This window comes from Polaromonas sp. UC242_47 (assembly GCF_044452385.1).
In the GTDB taxonomy this organism is placed as follows: domain Bacteria; phylum Pseudomonadota; class Gammaproteobacteria; order Burkholderiales; family Burkholderiaceae_C; genus Polaromonas.
In genome coordinates, this window is record NZ_JBIOAO010000001.1 from 324,689 (window position 1) to 345,534 (window position 20,846).

27 protein-coding genes are annotated in these 20,846 nt (G+C 60.0%); 20 read left to right on the forward strand and 7 right to left on the reverse strand.

The features are described from left to right. Positions 1-144 precede the first annotated feature (144 nt). The 15 genes from rpsG (at position 145) to ACHMXK_RS01670 (ending at position 10,407) form a co-directional block, all read left to right on the forward strand. Positions 145-618: a 30S ribosomal protein S7 gene (gene rpsG / locus ACHMXK_RS01600; RefSeq protein WP_188710046.1), complete on the forward strand. Its 474-nt coding sequence runs from the start codon at positions 145-147 to the stop codon at positions 616-618. A 200-nt stretch (positions 619-818) separates the two neighbouring features. Beyond that, positions 819-2,921, forward strand: a complete 2,103-nt coding sequence (gene fusA, locus ACHMXK_RS01605; RefSeq protein ID WP_397437110.1) for an elongation factor G — start codon at positions 819-821, stop codon at positions 2,919-2,921. Between the two features lie 146 nt (positions 2,922-3,067). Beyond that, positions 3,068-4,258, forward strand: a complete 1,191-nt coding sequence (gene tuf / locus ACHMXK_RS01610) for an elongation factor Tu (protein ID WP_397437112.1) — start codon at positions 3,068-3,070, stop codon at positions 4,256-4,258. 25 nt (positions 4,259-4,283) lie between these two features. Next, positions 4,284-4,598, forward strand: a complete 315-nt coding sequence (rpsJ, locus tag ACHMXK_RS01615) for a 30S ribosomal protein S10 (RefSeq protein WP_007838118.1) — start codon at positions 4,284-4,286, stop codon at positions 4,596-4,598. Between the two features lie 202 nt (positions 4,599-4,800). Further along, positions 4,801-5,484, forward strand: a complete 684-nt coding sequence (rplC, locus tag ACHMXK_RS01620) for a 50S ribosomal protein L3 (RefSeq protein WP_397437117.1) — start codon at positions 4,801-4,803, stop codon at positions 5,482-5,484. After that, positions 5,484-6,104, forward strand: coding sequence for a 50S ribosomal protein L4 (gene rplD, locus ACHMXK_RS01625; protein ID WP_397437119.1), 621 nt, complete (start codon positions 5,484-5,486; stop codon positions 6,102-6,104). Before rplC ends, rplD begins: the two co-directional genes overlap by 1 nt. Continuing rightward, entirely contained in the window at positions 6,101-6,427 is a 327-nt protein-coding gene (gene rplW / locus ACHMXK_RS01630; protein WP_318409766.1) for a 50S ribosomal protein L23, read from the forward strand. Before rplD ends, rplW begins: the two co-directional genes overlap by 4 nt. Before the next feature lie 2 nt (positions 6,428-6,429). Continuing rightward, positions 6,430-7,254 (forward strand): 50S ribosomal protein L2, encoded by an 825-nt coding sequence (gene rplB, locus ACHMXK_RS01635; protein ID WP_318409767.1) that lies wholly within the window; start codon positions 6,430-6,432, stop codon positions 7,252-7,254. Positions 7,255-7,263: 9 nt separating this feature from the next. Then, a complete protein-coding gene (gene rpsS, locus ACHMXK_RS01640) occupies positions 7,264-7,542 on the forward strand; it encodes a 30S ribosomal protein S19 (protein WP_007866503.1) in 279 nt (92 codons plus the stop codon). A gap of 9 nt (positions 7,543-7,551) precedes the next feature. Further along, on the forward strand, positions 7,552-7,881 hold the full coding sequence (gene rplV / locus ACHMXK_RS01645) for a 50S ribosomal protein L22 (RefSeq protein ID WP_077593714.1): 330 nt from the start codon (positions 7,552-7,554) through the stop codon (positions 7,879-7,881). Positions 7,882-7,896: 15 nt separating this feature from the next. Beyond that, positions 7,897-8,814, forward strand: coding sequence for a 30S ribosomal protein S3 (gene rpsC / locus ACHMXK_RS01650; protein WP_397437122.1), 918 nt, complete (start codon positions 7,897-7,899; stop codon positions 8,812-8,814). Between the two features lie 24 nt (positions 8,815-8,838). Further along, positions 8,839-9,255, forward strand: a complete 417-nt coding sequence (gene rplP, locus ACHMXK_RS01655) for a 50S ribosomal protein L16 (protein ID WP_077593716.1) — start codon at positions 8,839-8,841, stop codon at positions 9,253-9,255. 16 nt (positions 9,256-9,271) lie between these two features. Beyond that, positions 9,272-9,475: a 50S ribosomal protein L29 gene (gene rpmC, locus ACHMXK_RS01660; protein WP_397437124.1), complete on the forward strand. Its 204-nt coding sequence runs from the start codon at positions 9,272-9,274 to the stop codon at positions 9,473-9,475. After that, positions 9,475-9,744, forward strand: coding sequence for a 30S ribosomal protein S17 (rpsQ, locus tag ACHMXK_RS01665; RefSeq protein WP_397437126.1), 270 nt, complete (start codon positions 9,475-9,477; stop codon positions 9,742-9,744). Before rpmC ends, rpsQ begins: the two co-directional genes overlap by 1 nt. A 156-nt stretch (positions 9,745-9,900) precedes the next feature. Then, a complete protein-coding gene (locus tag ACHMXK_RS01670) occupies positions 9,901-10,407 on the forward strand; it encodes a peroxiredoxin (RefSeq protein ID WP_397437128.1) in 507 nt (168 codons plus the stop codon). A gap of 153 nt (positions 10,408-10,560) precedes the next feature. Here ACHMXK_RS01670 and ACHMXK_RS01675 read toward each other — a convergent pair whose 3' ends face one another. Together ACHMXK_RS01675 and ACHMXK_RS01680 are read right to left on the reverse strand one after the other, a co-directional pair. Next, positions 10,561-11,067: a GNAT family N-acetyltransferase gene (locus tag ACHMXK_RS01675; protein ID WP_397437130.1), complete on the reverse strand. Its 507-nt coding sequence runs from the start codon at positions 11,065-11,067 to the stop codon at positions 10,561-10,563. A 68-nt stretch (positions 11,068-11,135) separates the two neighbouring features. Beyond that, the gene (locus tag ACHMXK_RS01680) at positions 11,136-11,825 is read right to left on the reverse strand and encodes a cytochrome b/b6 domain-containing protein (protein ID WP_397437132.1); all 690 of its coding nucleotides are present in this window, start codon (positions 11,823-11,825) and stop codon (positions 11,136-11,138) included. A gap of 194 nt (positions 11,826-12,019) precedes the next feature. Here ACHMXK_RS01680 and ACHMXK_RS01685 point away from each other — a divergent pair, with 194 nt between their 5' ends. Further along, positions 12,020-12,472, forward strand: coding sequence for a c-type cytochrome (locus ACHMXK_RS01685; RefSeq protein ID WP_397437134.1), 453 nt, complete (start codon positions 12,020-12,022; stop codon positions 12,470-12,472). Positions 12,473-12,733: 261 nt separating this feature from the next. Here the strand turns inward: ACHMXK_RS01685 and ACHMXK_RS01690 are convergent, their stop codons facing one another. After that, complete coding sequence (locus ACHMXK_RS01690) at positions 12,734-13,249, reverse strand: TlpA disulfide reductase family protein (RefSeq protein ID WP_397437136.1); 516 nt, start codon at positions 13,247-13,249, stop codon at positions 12,734-12,736. A 16-nt stretch (positions 13,250-13,265) separates the two neighbouring features. Here ACHMXK_RS01690 and ACHMXK_RS01695 point away from each other — a divergent pair, with 16 nt between their 5' ends. From ACHMXK_RS01695 to ACHMXK_RS01710, 4 genes are all read left to right on the forward strand, one after another. Further along, positions 13,266-13,970: a DUF4197 domain-containing protein gene (locus tag ACHMXK_RS01695; protein WP_397437138.1), complete on the forward strand. Its 705-nt coding sequence runs from the start codon at positions 13,266-13,268 to the stop codon at positions 13,968-13,970. Between the two features lie 155 nt (positions 13,971-14,125). After that, a complete protein-coding gene (locus ACHMXK_RS01700; protein WP_397437140.1) occupies positions 14,126-15,376 on the forward strand; it encodes a 3-methyl-2-oxobutanoate dehydrogenase (2-methylpropanoyl-transferring) subunit alpha in 1,251 nt (416 codons plus the stop codon). Beyond that, positions 15,367-16,377, forward strand: coding sequence for an alpha-ketoacid dehydrogenase subunit beta (locus ACHMXK_RS01705; RefSeq protein ID WP_397437142.1), 1,011 nt, complete (start codon positions 15,367-15,369; stop codon positions 16,375-16,377). Before ACHMXK_RS01700 ends, ACHMXK_RS01705 begins: the two co-directional genes overlap by 10 nt. Before the next feature lie 80 nt (positions 16,378-16,457). Next, the gene (locus ACHMXK_RS01710) at positions 16,458-17,705 is read left to right on the forward strand and encodes a dihydrolipoamide acetyltransferase family protein (RefSeq protein ID WP_397437144.1); all 1,248 of its coding nucleotides are present in this window, start codon (positions 16,458-16,460) and stop codon (positions 17,703-17,705) included. 97 nt (positions 17,706-17,802) lie between these two features. Here the strand turns inward: ACHMXK_RS01710 and ACHMXK_RS01715 are convergent, their stop codons facing one another. The 4 genes from ACHMXK_RS01715 to cynS all read right to left on the reverse strand — a co-directional run bounded on the left by ACHMXK_RS01715 (position 17,803) and on the right by cynS (position 20,784). Then, positions 17,803-18,303 (reverse strand): hypothetical protein, encoded by a 501-nt coding sequence (locus ACHMXK_RS01715; protein WP_397437146.1) that lies wholly within the window; start codon positions 18,301-18,303, stop codon positions 17,803-17,805. After that, a complete protein-coding gene (locus ACHMXK_RS01720) occupies positions 18,300-19,037 on the reverse strand; it encodes an alpha/beta fold hydrolase (protein WP_397437148.1) in 738 nt (245 codons plus the stop codon). Before ACHMXK_RS01720 ends, ACHMXK_RS01715 begins: the two co-directional genes overlap by 4 nt. 43 nt (positions 19,038-19,080) lie before the next feature. After that, positions 19,081-20,136, reverse strand: coding sequence for an amidohydrolase (locus ACHMXK_RS01725; RefSeq protein WP_397437150.1), 1,056 nt, complete (start codon positions 20,134-20,136; stop codon positions 19,081-19,083). Between the two features lie 204 nt (positions 20,137-20,340). Next, positions 20,341-20,784 (reverse strand): cyanase, encoded by a 444-nt coding sequence (cynS, locus tag ACHMXK_RS01730; RefSeq protein WP_397437152.1) that lies wholly within the window; start codon positions 20,782-20,784, stop codon positions 20,341-20,343. Between the last annotated feature and the right edge of the window lie 62 nt (positions 20,785-20,846).

Consider the following 20,846-nt stretch of genomic DNA (forward strand, 5'->3'; position numbering starts at 1 on the left):
AAAAACAGGTGCTTGACCCATCGGGCAGATGTGTTGAGCGAAGTGACCCAAGTGCAAATAGTTGTGCCGGTCGAGTAAGTGAGGGTTTGCTAACTCTCGCGGTGCTGCCAGAAGCAGTGCCAACTGAAGCAAAGAGGTGAAAAAATGCCACGTCGTCGCGAAGTCCCTAAACGTGAAATTCTTCCTGATCCTAAATACGGCAATGTTGACCTTGCCAAATTTATGAACGTGATCATGCAAGGCGGCAAAAAAGCCGTCGCAGAGCGCATCATTTATGGCGCGCTCGACTTTATCGAGAAAAAGAACCCAGGCAAAGACCCGCTAGAAGCTTTCCACATGGCCATCGGCAACATCAAGCCCATGGTTGAAGTGAAATCCCGTCGCGTCGGTGGTGCCAACTACCAGGTGCCGGTTGAGGTGCGTCCCGTCCGTCGTATGGCTTTGGCCATGCGCTGGTTGAAAGAAGCCGCCAAAAAGCGTGGCGAGAAGTCCATGTCCCTGCGTTTGGCCAATGAGCTGATGGAAGCGACCGAAGGTCGTGGCGGCGCCATGAAAAAGCGTGACGAAGTTCACCGCATGGCCGAAGCCAACAAGGCGTTCAGCCACTTCCGCTTCTAATCATCGATTGCAGTGTTGACTGCGTTGATTTGACGGGTTGCCGGCCGGTCTGCAAGGTGTTCAAACCTTGATTCCTGGCGGTTCAACCCCAACTTCTGCCGGCTCGGTGCCAAAAGCGCCCAGCCGGCAGACGCGTAGAAAAACCAGAGAGATATCTTGGCAACGAGTCTTTGTTCGTAACACCGAACTGAAAGTAATTTATGTCCCGCGCTACCCCCATTAAAAACTACCGCAACATTGGTATTTCCGCGCACATTGACGCTGGCAAAACCACCACCACCGAGCGGATCCTTTTTTACACCGGCGTCAGCCACAAGATTGGTGAAGTGCATGACGGCGCTGCCACCATGGACTGGATGGAGCAGGAGCAGGAGCGTGGCATCACGATCACTTCCGCTGCGACCACCTGTTTCTGGAAGGGCATGGACAAGTCCTATCCCGAGCACCGCATCAACATCATTGACACCCCTGGCCACGTTGACTTCACGATTGAAGTCGAGCGTTCCATGCGCGTGCTGGATGGCGCCTGCATGGTTTACTGCGCAGTGGGTGGCGTTCAGCCCCAGTCCGAGACCGTCTGGCGTCAGGCCAACAAGTACAAAGTGCCACGTCTGGCCTTTGTCAACAAGATGGACCGCACCGGCGCCAACTTCTTCAAAGTGGTCGAGGGCATGAAACTGCGCCTGAAGGCCAATCCTGTGCCTATGGTGATCCCTATCGGTGCTGAAGAGCACTTCACTGGCGTGGTCGATCTGATCATGATGAAAGCCATCATCTGGGATGAAGCTTCGCAAGGCATGAAGTTTGAGTACCACGAGATTCCAGCAGAACTGCTGGAGTTGGCCAAGGAATGGCGCGAAAAGATGGTCGAGGCTGCTGCCGAAGCCAACGAAGAGCTCATGAACAAATACCTCGAAGAGGGTGATCTGAGCGAAGAAGAGATCAAGTTCGGCATTCGTACCCGTACCATCGCCAGCGAAATCCAGCCGATGTATTGCGGCTCGGCGTTCAAGAACAAGGGCGTGCAGCGTATGCTGGATGCCGTGATTGACTTCATGCCAGCGCCTATCGATATTCCGCCTGTCAAAGGTACGGATGAAGACGAAGCGCCTGTGACCCGCAATGCCGACGACACGGAAAAATTCTCGGCACTGGCATTCAAGCTGATGACCGACCCGTTTGTGGGCCAGCTCACCTTCGTGCGTGTTTATTCCGGCGTGCTGAAAAAAGGCGACACCGTTTATAACCCGATCAAGGGCAAGAAAGAGCGTATCGGCCGTATCGTGCAGATGCACGCCAACGAGCGCCTGGAAGTCAGCGAAATCGTTGCCGGTGACATCGCTGCCTGCGTCGGTTTGAAGGATGTGACCACGGGTGAGACCTTGTGCGATCCTGATTCCATCATCATGCTGGAGCGCATGGTGTTCCCCGAGCCCGTGATTGCACAGGCTGTGGAACCCAAGACCAAGGCTGACCAGGAAAAAATGGGTATCGCACTGCAGCGTCTGGCCGCCGAAGATCCATCGTTCCGCGTCAAGACCGACGAAGAGTCGGGCCAGACCATCATTGCCGGTATGGGCGAGTTGCACCTGGAAATTATTGTCGACCGCATGAAGCGCGAGTTCGGTGTGGAAGCCAACGTTGGCAAGCCGCAAGTGGCTTACCGCGAAACCATCCGCAAGACCATCGAAGATGCCGAAGGCAAGTTTGTGCGTCAGTCCGGCGGTAAGGGTCAGTACGGTCACGTGGTGCTCAAGATTGAGCCGAATGAGCCGGGCAAGGGCATTGAGTTCATCGACGCCATCAAGGGCGGTGTGGTTCCTCGCGAATACATCCCTGCGGTGGAAAAGGGCATCCACGAGGCTGTGACTTCGGGCGTGCTGGCCGGTTACCCGGTGGTGGACGTCAAGGTCACGCTGCATTTCGGTTCGTACCACGATGTGGACTCGAACGAAATGGCCTTCAAGATGGCTGCGATCTTTGGTTTCAAAGAAGGCTGCCGCAAGGCCGGCCCGGTGATTCTGGAGCCCATGATGTCCGTCGAGGTGGAAACGCCTGAAGACTACGCCGGCAACGTGATGGGCGATTTGTCCTCACGCCGCGGCATGGTGCAGGGCATGGAAGACATGATTGGTGGCGGCAAAGCCATCAAGGCCGAAGTGCCCTTGTCCGAAATGTTCGGTTACTCGACCACGCTGCGTTCCGCAACGCAAGGTCGTGCCACCTACTCGATGGAGTTCAAGCACTACTCGGAAGCCCCACGTAACGTGTCGGAAGCCATCATGGCTGCGCGCGCCAAGTAAGTAAAAAAGAAGCCGGTTTCGCAAGAGACCGGCTTCACCATTCCTTGTCTGCGATTGTGTGCCGCTTTGTACCCGTGCGAAGCGAATCAGCAACACAGTGCAGACGTTAAACCGTACACGGGTATGTTCTTTCTCTGGAGTTAAAAATGGCAAAAGGCAAATTTGAGCGGACCAAGCCGCACGTCAACGTCGGCACGATTGGTCACGTTGACCACGGCAAGACAACCCTGACGGCAGCGATCACGACCGTGCTGGCACTGAAGTTCGGCGGGGAAGCCAAAGGCTACGACCAGATCGATGCGGCACCGGAAGAAAAAGCCCGCGGTATCACCATCAATACCGCCCACGTCGAATACGAAACGGCGAACCGCCACTACGCTCACGTTGACTGCCCAGGCCACGCCGATTATGTGAAAAACATGATCACCGGCGCTGCCCAGATGGACGGCGCGATCCTGGTTTGCTCGGCCGCTGACGGCCCCATGCCCCAGACCCGCGAGCACATCCTGCTGGCCCGTCAGGTGGGTGTTCCTTACATCATCGTGTTCCTGAACAAGTGCGACATGGTGGACGACGCCGAACTGCTCGAACTCGTTGAAATGGAAGTGCGCGAGCTGCTCGACAAATACGATTTCCCTGGCGACGCCACCCCCATCATCCACGGCAGCGCCAAGCTCGCCATGGAAGGCGACAAGGGTCCCCTGGGCGAAGAAGCCATCATGAAGCTGGCCGACGCACTGGACAGCTACATTCCCCTGCCAGAACGCGCCGTGGACGGTGCTTTCCTGATGCCTGTGGAAGACGTGTTCTCCATCTCCGGCCGCGGCACCGTGGTGACCGGTCGTGTCGAGCGCGGCATCATCAAGGTCGGCGAAGAACTCGAGATCGTCGGTATTGCCGATACGCAAAAAACCATCTGCACCGGCGTGGAAATGTTCCGCAAGCTGCTGGACCAGGGTCAGGCCGGCGACAACGTCGGTATCTTGCTGCGCGGCACCAAGCGTGAAGACGTGCAGCGCGGCCAAGTGTTGTGCAAGCCAGGTTCGATCAAGCCACACACCCACTTCACTGGCGAGATCTATGTCTTGTCCAAGGATGAGGGCGGCCGTCACACGCCTTTCTTCAACAACTACCGTCCCCAGTTCTACTTCCGTACCACGGACGTGACCGGTGCGATCGAGTTGCCAGAAGGCAAAGAGATGGTCATGCCAGGCGACAACGTGTCGATCACCGTCAAGCTGATCAACCCGATCGCCATGGAAGAAGGTCTGCGTTTCGCCATCCGTGAAGGCGGCAAGACCGTCGGCGCTGGTGTTGTTGCCAAGATCATTGCGTAATTCCGCAGTCAACTAAGGAATTACCATGGCCACCAAGCAAAAAATCCGCATCCGCCTGAAAGCTTTCGACTACAAGTTGATCGACCAGTCGGCCGCTGAAATTGTCGACACCGCCAAGCGCACCGGCGCGATTGTCAAGGGCCCCGTGCCCCTGCCAACCCGCATGAAGCGTTTTGACATCCTGCGTTCGCCCCACGTCAACAAGACGAGCCGCGACCAGCTGGAAATCCGCACGCACCAGCGTCTGATGGACATCGTTGACCCTACGGACAAAACCGTGGATGCGTTGATGAAGCTCGATCTGCCCGCCGGCGTCGACGTGGAAATCAAGCTGCAGTAAGCAAAACCGGGGTTTTGGCGCGAGCCGAAACCCTTCAAAACATGGGTTCTGGCCCAGGTTTGCCATTTTTGGCAGCCTGGGCTATACTCTTGGGCTGTCCTGATCGTGCTACGCATGGCTGGGGCGGTTTTATTAACAGTCTTTCACATCAAAACGTCTGCGACCAATTGAAGTCGTAGCGGTGGAAGTTACGGAGAAAACTATGAGTCTGAGCAACTCCCTCGGGTTGCTGGGTCGCAAGGTGGGCATGATGCGTCTGTTCACTGATGATGGGGACACAGTTCCTGTCACAGTGGTCGATGTGTCTAACAACCGCGTGACCCAGGTGAAAACCCAAGCAAACGACGGCTACGATGCCCTTCAAGTGGCATTTGGTGCGCGCAAAGCGTCGCGCATCACCAAGCCGGCGGCTGGCCACCTTGCGAAAGCAGGCGTTGAAGCTGGCGAAATCCTGAAAGAATTCCGCGTGACGGCAGACGTCGCAGGCCAATACGCTGCGGGCACGGTTGTGCCTGCCGCTGCTGTGTTTGTGGTTGGCCAAAAGGTGGACGTGCAGGGCACTTCCATCGGTAAAGGCTACGCCGGTACCATCAAGCGTCACAAGATGAGCTCGCAGCGCGCGTCGCACGGTAACAGCCGTTCGCACAACGTTCCCGGCTCCATCGGTATGGCGCAGGATCCCGGTCGTGTGTTTCCTGGTAAACGCATGACGGGCCACCTCGGTGACGTCACCAAGACCACGCAAAACCTCGACATCGTTCGCATTGACGAAGCCCGTCAACTGCTGATGATCCGTGGCGCTGTGCCTGGTTCCAAAGGTGGTTTTGTGACGGTTCGCGCCGCCATCAAGGCCAAACCAATCGCCGCTGAAAAAGGAGCGAACTGATGCAGGTCGAACTCCTGAATGACCAAGGCCTGGCTTCGTCCAAAGTGGATGTGCCGGATACCGTGTTTGGTCGCGAATACAACGAAAGCCTGATTCATCAGGTGGTCGTGGCCTTCCAGGCCAACGCCCGTCAAGGCACCCGTGCCCAGAAAGACCGTGAACAGGTCAATCACTCGACGAAAAAGCCGTTCAAGCAAAAAGGCACTGGCCGCGCTCGTGCCGGTATGACATCCTCCCCGCTGTGGCGTGGCGGCGGTCGTATTTTCCCGAACATGCCTGACGAGAACTTCACGCAGAAAATCAACAAGAAGATGTATCGCGCCGGTATGGCTTCGATCTTCTCCCAGCTGGCCCGTGAAGGCCGCCTGGCTGTGGTTGATTCGCTGACCGTGGACTCGCCCAAGACGAAAGTCCTGGCCGACAAGTTCAAGGCCATGAATCTCAAATCGGTGCTGGTGATCGCTGACGAAGTCGACGAAAACCTGTACCTGGCTTCCCGCAACCTGATCAACATTCTGGTGGTTGAGCCCCGTTACGCCGATCCGGTGTCGCTGGTTCACTACAAGAAGGTTCTGGTGACCAAGGCTGCCATGGACAAACTCAAGGAGATGTTCGCATGAGCGCCGTGAACACCAAACCAAAATTTGACGAAGGCCGCCTGATGCAGGTGCTGGTCGCTCCCATCGTGTCTGAAAAGGCCACCATGGTTGCTGAAAAGACCAACACCGTGCTGTTCAAGGTGCTGCAGGACGCGACCAAGCCTGAAATCAAGGCCGCAGTGGAATTGATGTTCAAGGTGGACGTCAAGGCCGTTGCTGTACTCAACCAAAAAGGCAAAACCAAGCGTTTTGGCAAATCCACTGGCCGTCGGGACAACATCCGTAAAGCCTATGTGACGCTGAAACCTGGTCAAGAGTTGAACATCGGTGGGGAGGCTGCGTAATCATGGCTGTCATTAAAATGAAACCCACATCACCCGGCATGCGCGGGATGGTGAAGATTTCGCGTGACCACCTGCACAAGGGTGAGCCTTACGCGCCGTTGCTGGAGCCACAATTCCAGAAATCCGGCCGTAACAACAACGGTCACATCACGGTTCGCCACAAGGGCGGTGGTCACAAGCACCACTACCGCGTGGTTGACTTCAAGCGCAACAAAGACGCCATTCCGGCCAAGGTCGAAACTATCGAGTACGACCCCAACCGCACGGCCCACATTGCGCTGATCTGCTATGCCGACGGCGAGCGTGCTTACATCATCGCCCCCCGCGGCCTTGAAGTTGGCGCCACGCTGGTGAGCGGTGCTGAAGCCCCGATCCGTGTCGGTAACACCCTGCCTATCCGCAACATCCCTGTGGGTTCCACAATCCACTGCATCGAGATGCAAATCGGCAAGGGCGCGCAAATTGCACGTTCGGCTGGTACCTCTGCGACGCTGCTGGCTCGTGAAGGCATCTACGCCCAGGTGCGTATGCGCTCCGGTGAGGTTCGCAAGATCCACATCGAATGCCGCGCCACCATTGGTGAAGTTGCCAACGAAGAACACAGCCTGCGCCGTCTCGGCAAGGCCGGTGTGAAGCGCTGGATGGGTATTCGTCCAACCGTTCGCGGTGTGGTCATGAACCCGGTCGATCACCCACACGGTGGCGGCGAAGGCAAGACCGGCGAAGGTCGCCATCCTGTCGATCCATGGGGTAACCTGACCAAAGGCTACCGCACCCGCAACAACAAGCGCACGCAAGTGATGATTGTTTCGCGTCGCAAGAAGTAAGGCCAGGAAATGACACGTTCACTCAAAAAAGGTCCCTTTGTCGACCACCACCTGGTAGCCAAGGCTGATAAAGCTGTTACCAACAAAGACAAAAAGCCGATCAAAACCTGGTCGCGTCGCTCCATGATCCTGCCCGAGTTCATCGGCTTGACCATCGCCGTGCATAACGGCAAGCAGCACGTGCCGGTCTACATCACCGATCAAATGGTTGGCCACAAGTTGGGCGAGTTCGCACTCACCCGGACTTTCAAAGGTCACCCGGCTGACAAAAAAGTTGTGAGAAAGTAAGGAAAGACCATGGAAACACGTGCAACCCTCCGGGGCGTTCGTCTGTCGGTCGACAAAGGCCGTCTGGTCGCTGACCTGATCCGCGGTAAAAAAGTGGATCAAGCGCTCAACATCCTGAATTTCACGCAGAAAAAAGCTGCTGGAATCATCAAGAAGGTGGTTGAGTCCGCTATCGCCAACGCTGAACACAACGATGGTGCCGATATCGACGAGTTGAAGGTGAAAACCATTTACGTCGAGCAAGGTACAACGCTCAAGCGTTTCTCCGCGCGCGCCAAAGGCCGCGGCAACCGTATCAGCAAGCCCACGTGCCATGTGTACGTTGTGGTCGGCAATTAAGAAGGCAGACAGGATATGGGACAAAAAATCAACCCAACCGGGTTCCGCCTTGCTGTTAGCCGCAACTGGGCGAGCCGCTGGTACGCAAGCAACCGTGATTTCGCCGGCATGTTGGCCGAAGACATCAAGGTTCGCGAGTACCTGAAAGCCAAGCTGAAGAACGCCGCGGTTTCGCGCGTTCTGATCGAGCGTCCTGCCAAGAATGCCCGTATCACGATTTTCTCGGCACGTCCGGGTGTTGTGATCGGCAAAAAAGGCGAAGACATCGAAGCGCTGAAAAAAGAACTGAGCCGCCAGCTGGGCGTGCCTGTCGCCGTGAACATCGAAGAAGTTCGCAAGCCTGAAATTGATGCCAAGCTGATCGCAGACAGCATCACCCAACAGCTTGAGAAACGCATCATGTTCCGCCGTGCGATGAAGCGCGCCATGCAAAACGCCATGCGTCTGGGTGCCCTGGGCATCAAGATCATGTCGTCCGGCCGTCTGAATGGCATTGAAATCGCTCGTTGCGAGTGGTACCGCGAAGGTCGCGTGCCCCTCCACACCCTGCGCGCCGACATCGACTACGGTACCTCCGAAGCCAAGACCACCTACGGTGTGATCGGCGTCAAGGTCTGGGTCTACAAAGGCGACAACCTGGGTCGTGGCGACTCTCCTGGCGCACGCCTGGATGCCGCTCCGTCCGACGAAGAGCGCAAGCCACGTGGCCCACGCCGCGATGCCCGCCCTGGTGACCGCACGGACCGTCCTTCCGCCCCTCGCGGTGCTGCTCGCCCTGCGCGCGGCCCGGTCGGTGGTGTGAACACGGCCCCTGCCGATGGCAGCGACAAGCCGGCCGAAGCTACCCCTGGTAGCGACGCCCCGAAAACCACCGTTAAGCGCGTCCGCAAAGCCGCGCCAGCTGCAGCAGCTGACGGTGCCAAGACCGAGTAATCGGTCTAATAACGGAGAATACAAATGCTGCAACCCGCTCGCAGAAAATATCGCAAAGAGCAAAAAGGCCGTAACACCGGTATCGCCACACGGGGTAACTCCGTGGCGTTCGGTGACTTCGGTCTCAAATGCACTGACCGTGGCCGTCTGACGGCTCGTCAAATTGAAGCCGCACGTCGTGCGATTTCCCGTCACGTCAAACGTGGCGGCCGTATCTGGATCCGTGTCTTCCCGGACAAGCCAATTTCCCAAAAGCCTGCTGAAGTGCGTATGGGTAACGGTAAAGGTAATCCAGAGTACTACGTGGCTGAAATCCAGCCCGGCAAAATCGTCTTTGAAATCGTCGGTGTGCCTGAAGAACTGGCCCGCGAAGCGTTCCGCCTGGCATCTGCCAAGCTGCCGCTGCGCACCACGTTTGTCAGCCGCATGATTGGCCAGTAATCAGGAGAATGAAGCAATGAAAACTACTGAACTGCGCAAAAAAGACGTTGCCGGCCTGCAAACCGAAGTCAAAGAGCTGCAAAAAGCCCACTTTGGCCTGCGTATGCAAAAAGCCACGCAACAACTCACCAACACCGCCACGCTGCGTTCTGCGCGCCGTGACATCGCTCGTGCCAAAACCATTTTGGCCGAGACCATCGTCAAGCAAGGAGCGAAATAATGACGGAAGCTAAAAAATCCCTCAAGCGCACTTTGGTTGGCCGTGTGGTCAGCGACAAACGCGCCAAAACGGTGACGGTGCTGGTTGAGCGTCGTGTGAAACACGAGCTGTACGGCAAAATTGTGTCCTTGTCGAGCAAGTACCACGCTCATGACGAAAAGGGCGAGTACAAGACCGGCGATCTGATCGAGATCACCGAGAGCCGCCCGATTTCCAAGACCAAGAACTGGGTTGTGACCAAGTTGCTGGAAAAGGCTGTCATCGTTTAAGTCTTCCCGGACTTTGACCTCAGTCATCAAAAACGGCCCACAGTGTGGGCCGTTTTTGTTTTTTGTCCCGGGTTTTTGAAGGGCCGGGCCGAATCGTTGAAAATGGCGGGCGGACCCCGCGTCACATTCCCGTTTTATATTCTTAAGGAGCACCCCATGATCAAAGTAGGCGACACCCTTCCCGCAACCACGCTGATGGAATTTTCGGAAGTCGAAGGCAATGGCTGCAGCATTGGCCCCAACCCGGTGGATGTGGCCAAGGCCACGGCCGGCAAAACCATTGCGCTGTTTGCGCTGCCAGGCGCGTTCACGCCGACCTGCTCGGCCAAACATGTGCCCGGTTATGTCGAGAAAGCCGCCGAACTCAAAGCCGCCGGCGTGGATGAAATCTGGTGCGTCAGTGTCAATGACGCGTTTGTCATGGGCGCCTGGGCGCGTGACCAGAAGACCAACGGCAAAGTGCGTATGCTGGCCGACGGCAGCGCCGACTTCGCCAAGGCCACCGGCCTGACGCTGGACCTGACCGCCAAGGGCATGGGCTTGCGCAGCAACCGTTATTCGATGCTGATCAAGGATGGCAAGGTTGCCGCCCTGAACATCGAAGGCCCGGGCAAATTTGAAGTCAGCGACGCTGCCACCTTGCTGGCCCAGGCCAAGGCCTGAGGGCCGGCCCGCAGCGCGGGCCGCCCAGCAAAAAGCCGCTGTTCGCAAGAGCAGCGGCTTTTTTTATCCCCTCGGTGAAGAGCGGTTTGATGCCGAAATCGCTATGAATAATATAGCTGTCTACGCCCGCAGGATGTGGGCTAGTGCCTGGTTTTAATCCAAATCCACCTTCAGGTAGTGAGCGCCCGCTATCGGGTTATGGTAGTAGGGCGGGATTTCCTTGAAGCCCAGGTCTTCGTACAACACTCGCGCGGCCTCCATGTCGCTGAGGGTGTCCAGCAACACGCTGTGGTAACCGGCGATACGCGCCGCGTCCAGCACGGCTTCGGCCAGTTGCCGTCCCAGGCCGGAGCGGCGAAAGCCCTGGCGCACATACAGGCGTTTCATCTCGCAGGCGTTGGGATAGTCCACGGTCTCCAGCGGCCGCATGGCGCAGCAGCCGGCGATCTCGCCGTCCACCAGGGCCAGCAGCAGGCAGCCCTGGGGCGCGTCGTAAACACCGGGCAGGTCGGCCAGCTCCGCGTCGAAGTTCTGGAAGTCCAGATCGAAACCCAGCTGCCCGGCGTATTCCTGGAAGATCAGGCGCGTCGCGGCCAGCTGCTCCGGCGTGGCGGGCGTGATGAACTGGGTCCGGGGCGTGGGGGAAGAGGGGTCTGGCATGAGGCGGTGAGGTCGAATCAAGTGTATCGACTTTTCAGCCGCCCTGGCCGGGGGGCGTCGGGCAGGCCTTAGAAGGCCGGCGCCGCCAGGCTGCTGACCCAATAAGTCGCGGCGGCGCACAAGCCGAAGACCCCCAGCGCGGCCAGGCGCGAGGCCGCGTCGTCACGCGAGGCGGGCACGGCGGTCACCAGTTCCTTGTCGCCGTGCAACATGGCGTGAACCAGATTGTGTTTGCGCCAGAGGTAAAAAACGATGGCGGCGAGGTGCAGCAGCACCAGTGCCAGCAGCAGCCACTTGCCGATGTTCTTGTGGTAATCGGTCGCCACGCTGACCGCGGTGTTGGAGACAAAACTGGTGAGCGGGCCGGCAAACGCAATCTCGTCGTCGCTGAGCAAACCGGTGCCGACCTGGGCCAGCAGAATCCCCAGCATCGCAAACACCGAGCCCGCGCCAATCGGGCTGTGGCCGGCCGAGTGTTCGGCCTGGCCGCGGCCCTTCAGGTAATTCAGCATGCTGCGCGGCGAATAGATAAAGGCCGAGAACCGCGACCAGCGGCCACCGACCACGCCCCAGACGAGGCGAAACAACAACAAGGCCAGCACCGAATAACCAAAACGGAAATGCCAGACCATGGCGCTGCCGCCCACGGTGCCGCTGATGGCCAGGCCGATCACGGCGGCGGCCAGGGCCCAGTGGAACATCCGCGTGGGCAGGTCCCAGACCCGAACCTTGTTCAAGCTTTGATTGTTATTTTGCATGCGCGCTTTCTCGTTGATGATGGGGTGTTTTATAGCAGGGCGGCGCGTGTCGCCGACCTCGCGTGGCCTCTTGGTGCTTTCCCGTAGCGCATAAGTTCCGGCGGAACTTCCGGCCCTTGGCTGAACTCCAGCTGTGTGGCATCGGCCTGCCGCGTTGCCTTGCACCATAACTCAATAAACCACGAGGAAATTACATGAAAGCTTTTGCCTGTATCGCTGCGGCAGCCACCCTGGTCGCCTTCGCCGCCCCGGCTTCCGCCCAGTTTGCCAAGGCCGAGGACGCCGTCAAATACCGCCAGAGTGCGCTGTTTGTCATGGGCCAGCATTTTGGCCGCCTGGGTGCCATGGCCAACGGCCGCATCCCTTTCGACGCCAAAATGGCCGCAGAGAATGCCGAAGTGGTCGCCGACATGGCCAAACTGCCATGGGTAGGTTTTGGTGCCGGCACCGACAAGGGCACGACCAAGGCCAAGCCTGAAATCTGGACCGAACAGGCCAAGTTCAAGGACGGCCACGAAAAGCTGGTGGCCGAAACCACCAAGCTGGCGACCGCCACTAAAACCGGCAACCTCGACGCACTGAAGACCGCATTTGCCGCCACCGCCGACACCTGCAAGTCCTGCCACGACGCGTTCCGGAACAAGTAGAGCCCCCACGGTCGCTCACTGCGTGTAGCTCCCTGCCCCCCGAGGGGGCCGCCCGCCTGCAGTCCGGCAGAGCCGGCCCTGCGGCTTGAGCTGAACCAGGCAAAAGAAAAGGCCGGCCCCTTGCGGGGCCGGCCTTTTTTCATCACTTACGAGGCACGTCGTATTCAATCAAGCAGGGGCCGCGGAACCGGCTTTGCCGGGCCGCAGGCGGGCGGCCCCCTCGGGGGGCAGCGCAGTACGCGAAGCGACAAGCGTGGGGGCCTACGTCTCGGCCAACAGCTTTTCGATCAACTGGTGCAGGGCCGCAAAATCCGGCTCGCCCACATAACGTTTGACGATCTCGCCGCGTTTGTTGACCAGGTAGGTCGTGGGTGTGAGTTGCACATCGCCCCAGGCCTTGGCCACGGCGCCGGTGTTGTCTATCGCCACCTTGAAGGGCAACTTGCGCGTTTCGGCGTAATTGACGACATAACTGGGCGGGTCGTAACTCATGGCCACGGCCAGGGTGTCGTAACCGCGTTCCTTGTATTTGTCGTAGGTGGAAATGATCCTGGGCATTTCGGCCACGCAGGTGACACAACTGGTGGCCCAGAAGTTGACCAGCGTGACTTTGCCTTTCATGTCGGCGGTGGTCTGCTTGCTGCCGTTGAGCAGCACAAAGGTCGACTCGGGCGCCGCCTGGCTGTCACTGCAGCCGGACAGGCTCAGCAGCCCCGCCACGACCATGGCACTGGCCAGCGCCATGCGGCATACTGACCAGGCGGAAATTGGTTTCATCAGAAAGGACCTCATCATGCAACGTCGAAATTTTAACCAGGCCGGTCTCAGTGCGTTGGGCGCCCTGGTATTGGCCACTTACCAGCAGGCATATGCGCTGTCGCTGAGCGACCTGAGCAACGCCGATGCCAGCAGCGGCCTGAAAACCGCCCTCGAAAAAGGCGCTTTGGCGGCTGTGTCCCTGCTGGGCAAGACTGATGGATTCCTCGGCAACCCAAAAGTTCGCATTCCTTTGCCCGGTTACCTGGAAGATGCGGCCAAGCTGCTGAAAAACTTCGGCCAGGGCAAACGCATTGACGAGCTGGTCACCTCCATCAACCGCGCCGCCGAAGCCGCCGTGCCCATGGGCAAGGACTTGCTGGTGGGCGCCGTGAAAGCCATGAACGTCACCGACGCCAAAAACATCCTGCAGGGCGGCGAGAACTCGGTCACCAACTTTTTCGCCGAAAAAACCCGTGCCCCGCTGGGCGTGAAATTCCTGCCCGTGGTTACCCAAGCCACGGAAAAAGTGGGCCTGGCCAACAAGTACAACGAGTTCGCCGGCAAGGCCGCGGGTTTCGGCCTGGTGAAAAAGGAAGATGCCAACATCCAGCAATATGTCACCGGCAAAACGCTGGACGGGCTTTACGTGATCATCGGCGACGAAGAAAAGAAGATTCGGCAAGATCCGGTCGGCACCGGCAGCGCGATTCTCCAGAAGGTGTTTGGGGCCATGAAGTAGCCTGGTTTGGCCAGGTTGTGAGCTAAATCGGCGCTCTGCCCAGGCGGGTCGGACGCTAGCAGCTATCAAAAAGTGAGCTGATGGCGCGCTGAGGTTGAGGCGCCTGGTTTGCGCCCTGAGCGGCACAGGGCTAGGATGTGCTTCAGGTGACGTGGATGAACCAACCCCCAGCTCTCCATCTGCATGTGCCCGAGCCCTCGGCCCGGCCCGGCCATGAGACCGATTTTTCCTACCTGCATCTGTCGCCGGCCGGCGCGGTGCGGCGCCCGCCGGTGGAAGCCACGCCCGCCGCTACCGCCGACCTGGCCTACAGCCTGGTGCGGGTGCTCGACGAAGAAGGCGGCGCCATCGGGCCCTGGGCGCCGCAGGTTGATGCGCAACTGCTGCGACGCGGTTTGCGCGCCATGATGAAAACGCGTGTCTACGACGCCCGCATGCTGATTGCCCAGCGCCAAAAAAAGATTTCCTTCTACATGCAATGCCTGGGCGAGGAGGCGATTGCCTCGGCGCAGGCGCTGGCCTTGCAGCCCGGCGACATGTGTTTCCCCACCTACCGCCAGCAAGGCCTGCTGCTGGCGCGTGACGACATCGACATGGTGGAGATGATCTGCCAGCTGATGTCCAATGAGCGCGATCCGATGAAGGGGCGGCAGCTGCCGGTGATGTACTCCTACAAACGCGCCGGTTTTTTCACGATTTCGGGCAACCTCGCCACGCAGTTCATCCAGGCCGTGGGCTGGGCCATGGCTTCGGCAATCAAGGGCGACACAAAAATCGCCTCGGCCTGGATAGGCGACGGCGCCACCGCCGAATCGGACTTTCATACCGCGCTGACCTTTGCCCATGTCTACCGCGCGCCGGTGATTCTCAATGTGGTCAACAACCAGTGGGCGATCTCGACCTTCCAGGCGATTGCCGGCGGTGAGGCCACCACCTTCGCGGCGCGTGGTGTCGGTTGCGGCATCGCCTCGCTGCGGGTGGACGGCAACGACTTTCTCGCGGTCCATGCTGCCTCCTTGTGGGCGGCAGAACGCGCGCGCAGCAACCTGGGGCCGACCCTGATCGAATGGGTGACTTACCGCGCAGGCGCACATTCGACCTCGGACGACCCTTCGCGTTACCGGCCGGCCGACGACTGGGCACGTTTTCCGCTGGGCGACCCGATAGATCGCCTGAAAACCCATTTGATACGCATAGGCGCCTGGTCAGAGGATGAGCACGACGCCACGCAGAAAGAGCTGGAGGCCCAGGTCAGCGCCGCGTTCAAGGAGGCCGAACGTTATGGCTCGCTGGCCGCCGGCCACATGGCCAGCGCCGCGGCCATGTTCGAGGATGTCTACCAGGACATGCCGGCGCATTTGCAGCAGCAGCGCGAGCAACTCCTGAAGCTGTCACCATGCAAATGACCATGATCCAGGCCCTGCGTTCAGCCATGGACGTGATGCTGGCGCGCGACGACAACGTGGTCATCTTCGGCCAGGACGTGGGTTATTTCGGCGGTGTGTTCCGCTGTACCGAGGGCCTGCAGGCGAAGTACGGTTCTTCGCGTGTGTTTGATGCACCCATCTCCGAAGGCGGCATCGTCGGTGCGGCCATAGGCATGGCGGCCTATGGTTTGCGCCCGGTGGTGGAGGTCCAGTTCGCCGACTATTTCTACCCGGCCTACGACCAGATCGTCTCCGAGGCGGCGCGGCTGCGTTACCGCTCGGCCGGCGACTTCACGGCCCCCATGACCATACGTATGCCTTGCGGCGGCGGCATCTTTGGCGGGCAGACACACAGCCAGAGTCCGGAGGTTTTGTTCACCCATGTCTGCGGGATTCGCACGGTGATGCCGTCCAACCCCTATGACGCCAAGGGACTGTTGATCAGTTGTATAGAGAACGACGACCCGGTGATTTTTCTGGAGCCCAAGCGTCTGTACAACGGCCCCTTCGACGGCCACCATGACAAGCCGGCCGTGCCCTGGAGCGGCCATGCGCTGGGCGAAGTGCCCGAAGGTTATTACAGCGTGCCGCTGGCGTCGGCGGCCGTGTTTCGCCCCGGCGCCGCGTTGACGGTACTCACCTATGGCACCATGGTTTTTGTGTCGCAGGCGGCGGCCAACGAGAGCGGCATAGACGCCGAGATCATCGATCTGCGCAGCCTCTGGCCGCTGGACCTGCAGGCCGTCGTCGCCTCGGTGAAAAAGACCGGCCGCTGCGTGGTGGTGCACGAGGCCACACGCAGCAGCGGCTTTGGCGCCGAACTGGTGGCGCTGGTGCAGGAGCATTGTTTTTACCACCTCGAAGCGCCAATCGAGCGTGTGACCGGTTGGGACACGCCTTATCCGCATGCGCAGGAGTGGGCGTATTTTCCGGGACCGGCGCGTGTGGCGGCCGCCTTCAAACGTGTGCTGGAGGCATGAATGAGCCCCCACGCTCACATTCGTTCGCTGCCCCCCGAGGGGGCGCGCCTCCCTTGGGGCGGCCCGGCGGGAGGCATGGCATGAGCATCCACGTGATCAAGGTGCCGGACCTCGGTGAAGGTATTGCCGAGGTGGAGTTGGTGGCCTGGCGCGTGAAGCCCGGCGACATCGTGGCCGAGGACCAGGTCTTGGCCGACGTGATGACCGACAAGGCGACGGTCGAGATTCCCTCACCCGTGGTCGGCACCGTGCTGGTCCTGGGTGGTGAGGTGGGGCAGGTGCTGGCGGTGGGGGCGGAGCTGATTCGCCTTGAGGTGGCGGGAGCGGACGCCACCAGCGAGTTGCCCGCAAGCGCTTCGACAGTGTCACAGGCGACTGCCCCGGTCATGGCGACAGCACCCGTACCGACAGCATCACGCGTGGCCGCCCCAACGCCGCCGTCCAGCGACAAGCCCATTGCCTCGCCCGCCTTGCGCCGGCGCGCCTGGGAACTGGGTGTCGATTTGCAGCAGGTCGTCGCCAGCGGTGCGGGTGGCCGCATCCTGCAGGCCGACTTGGATGCCCATGTGGCGGCGCATGGCTCGGTACATGGATGGGGCGCCTCGGCCGCCTCCGGTCTTGCGCCGCGTGACGATGAAGAACGCATCCCGGTGATAGGCCTGCGCCGCCGCATCGCGCAGAAGATGCAGGAGTCCAAACGCCGCATCCCGCATTTCACCTATGTGGAAGAAGTCGATGTCACCGAACTGGAGGCACTGCGGGCGCGGCTCAATGCGAAGTGGGGCGCGCAGCGCGGCCACCTGAGCTTGTTGCCGCTGCTGCTGCGCGCCCTGGTGCTGGCCGTGCGCGAGTTTCCGCAGATCAACGCGCGTTTCGACGACGAGGCCGGCGTGGTGACGCGCTACGGCGCGGTACATCTGGGCATCGCCACCCAGACCGAGGCTGGCCTGATGGTGCCGGTACTGCGCCATGCCGAGGCGCACGACCTGTGGTCCAGCGCGGCGGAAGTAGAGCGCCTGGCCCAGGCCGCACGTACCGGCCAGGTCACGCGGGGCGAACTCACAGGATCAACCCTCACGATGACCAGCCTGGGTGCGTTGGGCGGCATCGTCTCCACGCCGGTGATCAATGCGCCCGAAGTGGCCATCGTCGGTATCAACCGCATCGTGGAGCGGCCGGTGTTGCGCGGCGGCGCGGTGGTGGCGCGGCAGATGATGAACCTGTCGTCCTCGTTCGATCACCGCGTGGTCGATGGCATCGATGCCGCCCGCTTCGTGCAGGCGGTGCGTGCTTACCTGGAATGCCCGGCCACGCTGTTTGTGGAATAAGTTATTTGGCTGTTAGTTCTCGATAAAATAGGCCTCTAGCCCAAACAGGACGGACGAAAGTAGCTATTAAAAACGTAGCGATTGCCTGGACGGCGCCTTACTTGAGCGCAACCACGGCCTTGCGCGCCTGCGCCAGCCTGTCGTCCAGGTAGGCGCCGTAAAAATCCGGCGACGCCACACCGACCAGGCGTTCGGCGACCTCCTGGCCTTGCGGGCCGAGAAACAACACCGTGGGCGTGAAGCCGGCTTTCCAGGCGCTGATCTGCGCAGCGGCGCTGGTGGTTTTGCCGTCGAAGCCCAGCAGCGGTGTCGTGCGATCGGCGATGTTGAGTTGCCAGGCTTGCAGGCCGGTTTGTTGGCGGCCGGGCAGCAGGTAGTTGCGCCTGACCAGTTCGCAATACGGGCAGCCGGGCAGGCTGACCAGCAGCACCATCACTTCGCCCTTGGCGGCGGCGGCCTGAGCAGCCGCGGGCAGCGAGGTTGGCACCGGCAGGGCCGTGTCTTTGGCGTGTACGGTGGCGGGCAAGCTCAGCGCGGGCAGCAGCAGCCCGCCGGCGAGGGCGCGGGAAAACTGGCGTCGGTTGTGCAGGGGTTTCATGCGTTGGCGCAGTCCAGCAGGATGGTTGTCAGCGCGTGGGCTTCGCTGATCATGGGATCGTGGCCGGTGGGGAGTTCGACAAAGTGGGACTTCGGCAACCAGGCGCCGTTCCAGAATTTCGGGTCTTTCGCGCGCAGGCGGCTGGGGTCTATGGTGGCCAGCGCGGGTTGCGTGCAACTCACAAAGGTGCGCGGAATGGCGGCAACACGTTGCACATCAAAATTCAGCGGCGCCTGGTAGGTGTTGCCGGGGTGCGGCGTCTGGCGGCGCTTGACCCAGGCGTGGTCCGCCTCATGCAGGCCGAACACCACCGGGTCGGGCGGCGGAAAGCTGAAACGGGTCGAAGCCTGGGCCGCCGACAGGCGTTGCTGCTGCGTCGCCGCGGACTGGGTGCTGCTCCAGCTTTCGCCGGGTTTGGGCACCACGGCGTCAACGTACACCAGGTGTTTCAGGTGTTTGCCCAGGCGGTCGGCCACGGCGGTGCCTATCATGCCGGCGTAGGAATGCACGACCAGAATCACCTCGTTCAGCTCTTCCACCTCGATGGTGCTGATCACGTCGTCGATGTGGGTGTCCAGTGTGATGGCGGGCGACAACAGGTGGGCACGCTCGCCCAGGCCGGTCAGCGTGACGGCGTAAACCTTGTGGTGATCCAGTTGCAGCGCCTGCGCCACACGCCGCCAGCACCAGCCGCCATGCCATGCACCATGCACCAGAACAAAATTGTGTTTCATCACATCACCTCCTTGCGTCAGGCCAGACCGCTGATGGTGCGGCTCAGGCAAATTCTTCATTAAACAACAGCGACCACGCGTTCCGGTAGGCCACCTGGTGCTGGATGTCCGCCGGCAGGCATTTGAGAAAATACCGATGCTTCTGATCATAGGAGACCATGCGGTCCATGCGGTCGCCGCCCAGGTCCAGGGCCGACAGGAAGCGCCTGGGGTGTGCTGCCAGCAGATCGCGCCATTCGCTGACCAACCCGCCATCGCTGGCCCAGATACGTGCGTGCCGCTGGTTGCTGAGAGGATAAACCGACGCCGAGTCGCCAAACGCCGTGTCGAAATACAGGTTCGGAAAGCGCTTGATCAGGCCATCAACATACGCGGGCGTGTAGCGTGAGGTCCGTTCGATATAACGAATCTGGGCCAGGTGGCACCAGATCACTTTGGCCTTGGGGTATTGCGCCAGCATTTTCTCAAGCGGCACCAGCAATTCGTCTTCAATTTCATAGTGGAGCTGGAAGGCGGCACCGGTTTTTTCGCTGAGGCCGAAGACGCGGTGCCCGGCCGGGCCGTCGATCGGGACGCGGACATCCCGGTCGTTCCCCGCACCGCGTTTGGCCTGCCGGGGCGAGGGGTAATGGCGAAATTCAAACTCGCCCAGGCACATGATTTGCTGCTTGGCGATGGCAGCCTCCTGTGCGTCAAGAAACTCGTCCGGCGCCTCCGTCAGGGCCGGGGGCTGGCCGCCATTGCCGATGGGGATAAAACGGTCCGGGTAGCTGGCGAGCAGTTTTTCGGACAGGTTGTCATAACGCACGCCCTTCTTGAACTCGCCGTGGCCGATATCCGCGGACAGCGCCATCAGCCCGATGTTGAGTCTGTCCATGTTTTTGGCCACAAAATCGATGTCGACCTTGGTGGAATTGCAGGAGCTTTCCATGTCGATATACGGAAGTTCACCCGCGGCCAGGATTTTCTTCAGGCGTTGCGCGTAGCCGGCTTTCAGGGCCGGTAAGCCGGCGATGGCCTGGGCGTGGCCCAGCCCGGGAAGGCTGGCGCCAAAGGGCAATGCAGACATGGCCTGGATCAAGCGGCGTCGGTTCATCATGGGCGGGGGCTTTCTGGCGGTGTGTTTATGCCTTGTGTATGCCCCCATCTGCCCGGCTTGTCAAATTCGCCATTTCAGAGGATGTGGCGGACTCTGGGTTCTGGCCACGTCGTAGAGTTTGGCTGTTTGGGATGCGCCTGCATTCGTACATCCGAGACCGACGTGGATGGCGGGTCAGGCCTGCAATGACCATTTGCCGGGAGCTCAGTACTGCTTGTACGGCAAAAACTTACCCGACAACACCACATTCACCCGATCGCCCTTGGGATCCGGCTGGCGCACGATATCCATCGAAAAATCAATCGCGCTCATGATGCCGTCGCCAAACTCTTCGTGGATCAATTCCTTGATGGTGGTGCCGTAGATGCTGACGATTTCGTACCAGCGGTAGATCAGCGGGTCGGTCGGCACCGGGGTCGGCAGCGAGCCCTTGTAGGGCACGACCTGCAGCCATTTCTGTTCTTCGGCGTTCAGGCCGAAAATTCTGCCAATGACCTTGGCCTGCTTCTCGTCAAACGTCATCTGGCCCAGGCAGCCGGCGGTGACCCATTCCTTGCTGAGGCCGACTTTTTTGGCGACCGACTCCCAGGTGATGCCTTTGCTGACTTTGGCGGTGATGATTTTTTCGGTGATGTCGTTGCGGTTCATGGGTGCTCCTGGGGTTAAGAAACCAGCGATGTGCTGCGGCTAACCTTTAGCAAGCGGCATGC

Bases quoted from the DNA above. Each gene is read 5' to 3' on its own strand.
- rpsJ (WP_007838118.1), top strand. From the start codon at position 4,284: ATGGCCACCAAGCAAAAAATCCGCATCCGCCTGAAAGCTTTCGACTAC.
- rplW (WP_318409766.1), top strand. From the start codon at position 6,101: ATGAGCGCCGTGAACACCAAACCAAAATTTGACGAAGGCCGCCTGATG.
- fusA (WP_397437110.1), top strand. From the start codon at position 819: ATGTCCCGCGCTACCCCCATTAAAAACTACCGCAACATTGGTATTTCC.
- rpsQ (WP_397437126.1), top strand. From the start codon at position 9,475: ATGACGGAAGCTAAAAAATCCCTCAAGCGCACTTTGGTTGGCCGTGTG.
- ACHMXK_RS01700 (WP_397437140.1), top strand. From the start codon at position 14,126: ATGAACCAACCCCCAGCTCTCCATCTGCATGTGCCCGAGCCCTCGGCC.
- rplC (WP_397437117.1), top strand. From the start codon at position 4,801: ATGAGTCTGAGCAACTCCCTCGGGTTGCTGGGTCGCAAGGTGGGCATG.
- ACHMXK_RS01690 (WP_397437136.1), bottom strand. From the start codon at position 13,249: ATGAAACCAATTTCCGCCTGGTCAGTATGCCGCATGGCGCTGGCCAGT.
- rpsC (WP_397437122.1), top strand. From the start codon at position 7,897: ATGGGACAAAAAATCAACCCAACCGGGTTCCGCCTTGCTGTTAGCCGC.
- cynS (WP_397437152.1), bottom strand. From the start codon at position 20,784: ATGAACCGCAACGACATCACCGAAAAAATCATCACCGCCAAAGTCAGC.
- ACHMXK_RS01695 (WP_397437138.1), top strand. From the start codon at position 13,266: ATGCAACGTCGAAATTTTAACCAGGCCGGTCTCAGTGCGTTGGGCGCC.
- ACHMXK_RS01720 (WP_397437148.1), bottom strand. From the start codon at position 19,037: ATGAAACACAATTTTGTTCTGGTGCATGGTGCATGGCATGGCGGCTGG.
- rplD (WP_397437119.1), top strand. From the start codon at position 5,484: ATGCAGGTCGAACTCCTGAATGACCAAGGCCTGGCTTCGTCCAAAGTG.
- ACHMXK_RS01685 (WP_397437134.1), top strand. From the start codon at position 12,020: ATGAAAGCTTTTGCCTGTATCGCTGCGGCAGCCACCCTGGTCGCCTTC.
- rpmC (WP_397437124.1), top strand. From the start codon at position 9,272: ATGAAAACTACTGAACTGCGCAAAAAAGACGTTGCCGGCCTGCAAACC.
- ACHMXK_RS01680 (WP_397437132.1), bottom strand. From the start codon at position 11,825: ATGCAAAATAACAATCAAAGCTTGAACAAGGTTCGGGTCTGGGACCTG.
- rplV (WP_077593714.1), top strand. From the start codon at position 7,552: ATGGAAACACGTGCAACCCTCCGGGGCGTTCGTCTGTCGGTCGACAAA.
- ACHMXK_RS01670 (WP_397437128.1), top strand. From the start codon at position 9,901: ATGATCAAAGTAGGCGACACCCTTCCCGCAACCACGCTGATGGAATTT.
- rplB (WP_318409767.1), top strand. From the start codon at position 6,430: ATGGCTGTCATTAAAATGAAACCCACATCACCCGGCATGCGCGGGATG.
- rpsS (WP_007866503.1), top strand. From the start codon at position 7,264: ATGACACGTTCACTCAAAAAAGGTCCCTTTGTCGACCACCACCTGGTA.
- tuf (WP_397437112.1), top strand. From the start codon at position 3,068: ATGGCAAAAGGCAAATTTGAGCGGACCAAGCCGCACGTCAACGTCGGC.
- ACHMXK_RS01710 (WP_397437144.1), top strand. From the start codon at position 16,458: ATGAGCATCCACGTGATCAAGGTGCCGGACCTCGGTGAAGGTATTGCC.
- ACHMXK_RS01675 (WP_397437130.1), bottom strand. From the start codon at position 11,067: ATGCCAGACCCCTCTTCCCCCACGCCCCGGACCCAGTTCATCACGCCC.
- ACHMXK_RS01705 (WP_397437142.1), top strand. From the start codon at position 15,367: ATGCAAATGACCATGATCCAGGCCCTGCGTTCAGCCATGGACGTGATG.
- rplP (WP_077593716.1), top strand. From the start codon at position 8,839: ATGCTGCAACCCGCTCGCAGAAAATATCGCAAAGAGCAAAAAGGCCGT.
- rpsG (WP_188710046.1), top strand. From the start codon at position 145: ATGCCACGTCGTCGCGAAGTCCCTAAACGTGAAATTCTTCCTGATCCT.
- ACHMXK_RS01725 (WP_397437150.1), bottom strand. From the start codon at position 20,136: ATGATGAACCGACGCCGCTTGATCCAGGCCATGTCTGCATTGCCCTTT.
- ACHMXK_RS01715 (WP_397437146.1), bottom strand. From the start codon at position 18,303: ATGAAACCCCTGCACAACCGACGCCAGTTTTCCCGCGCCCTCGCCGGC.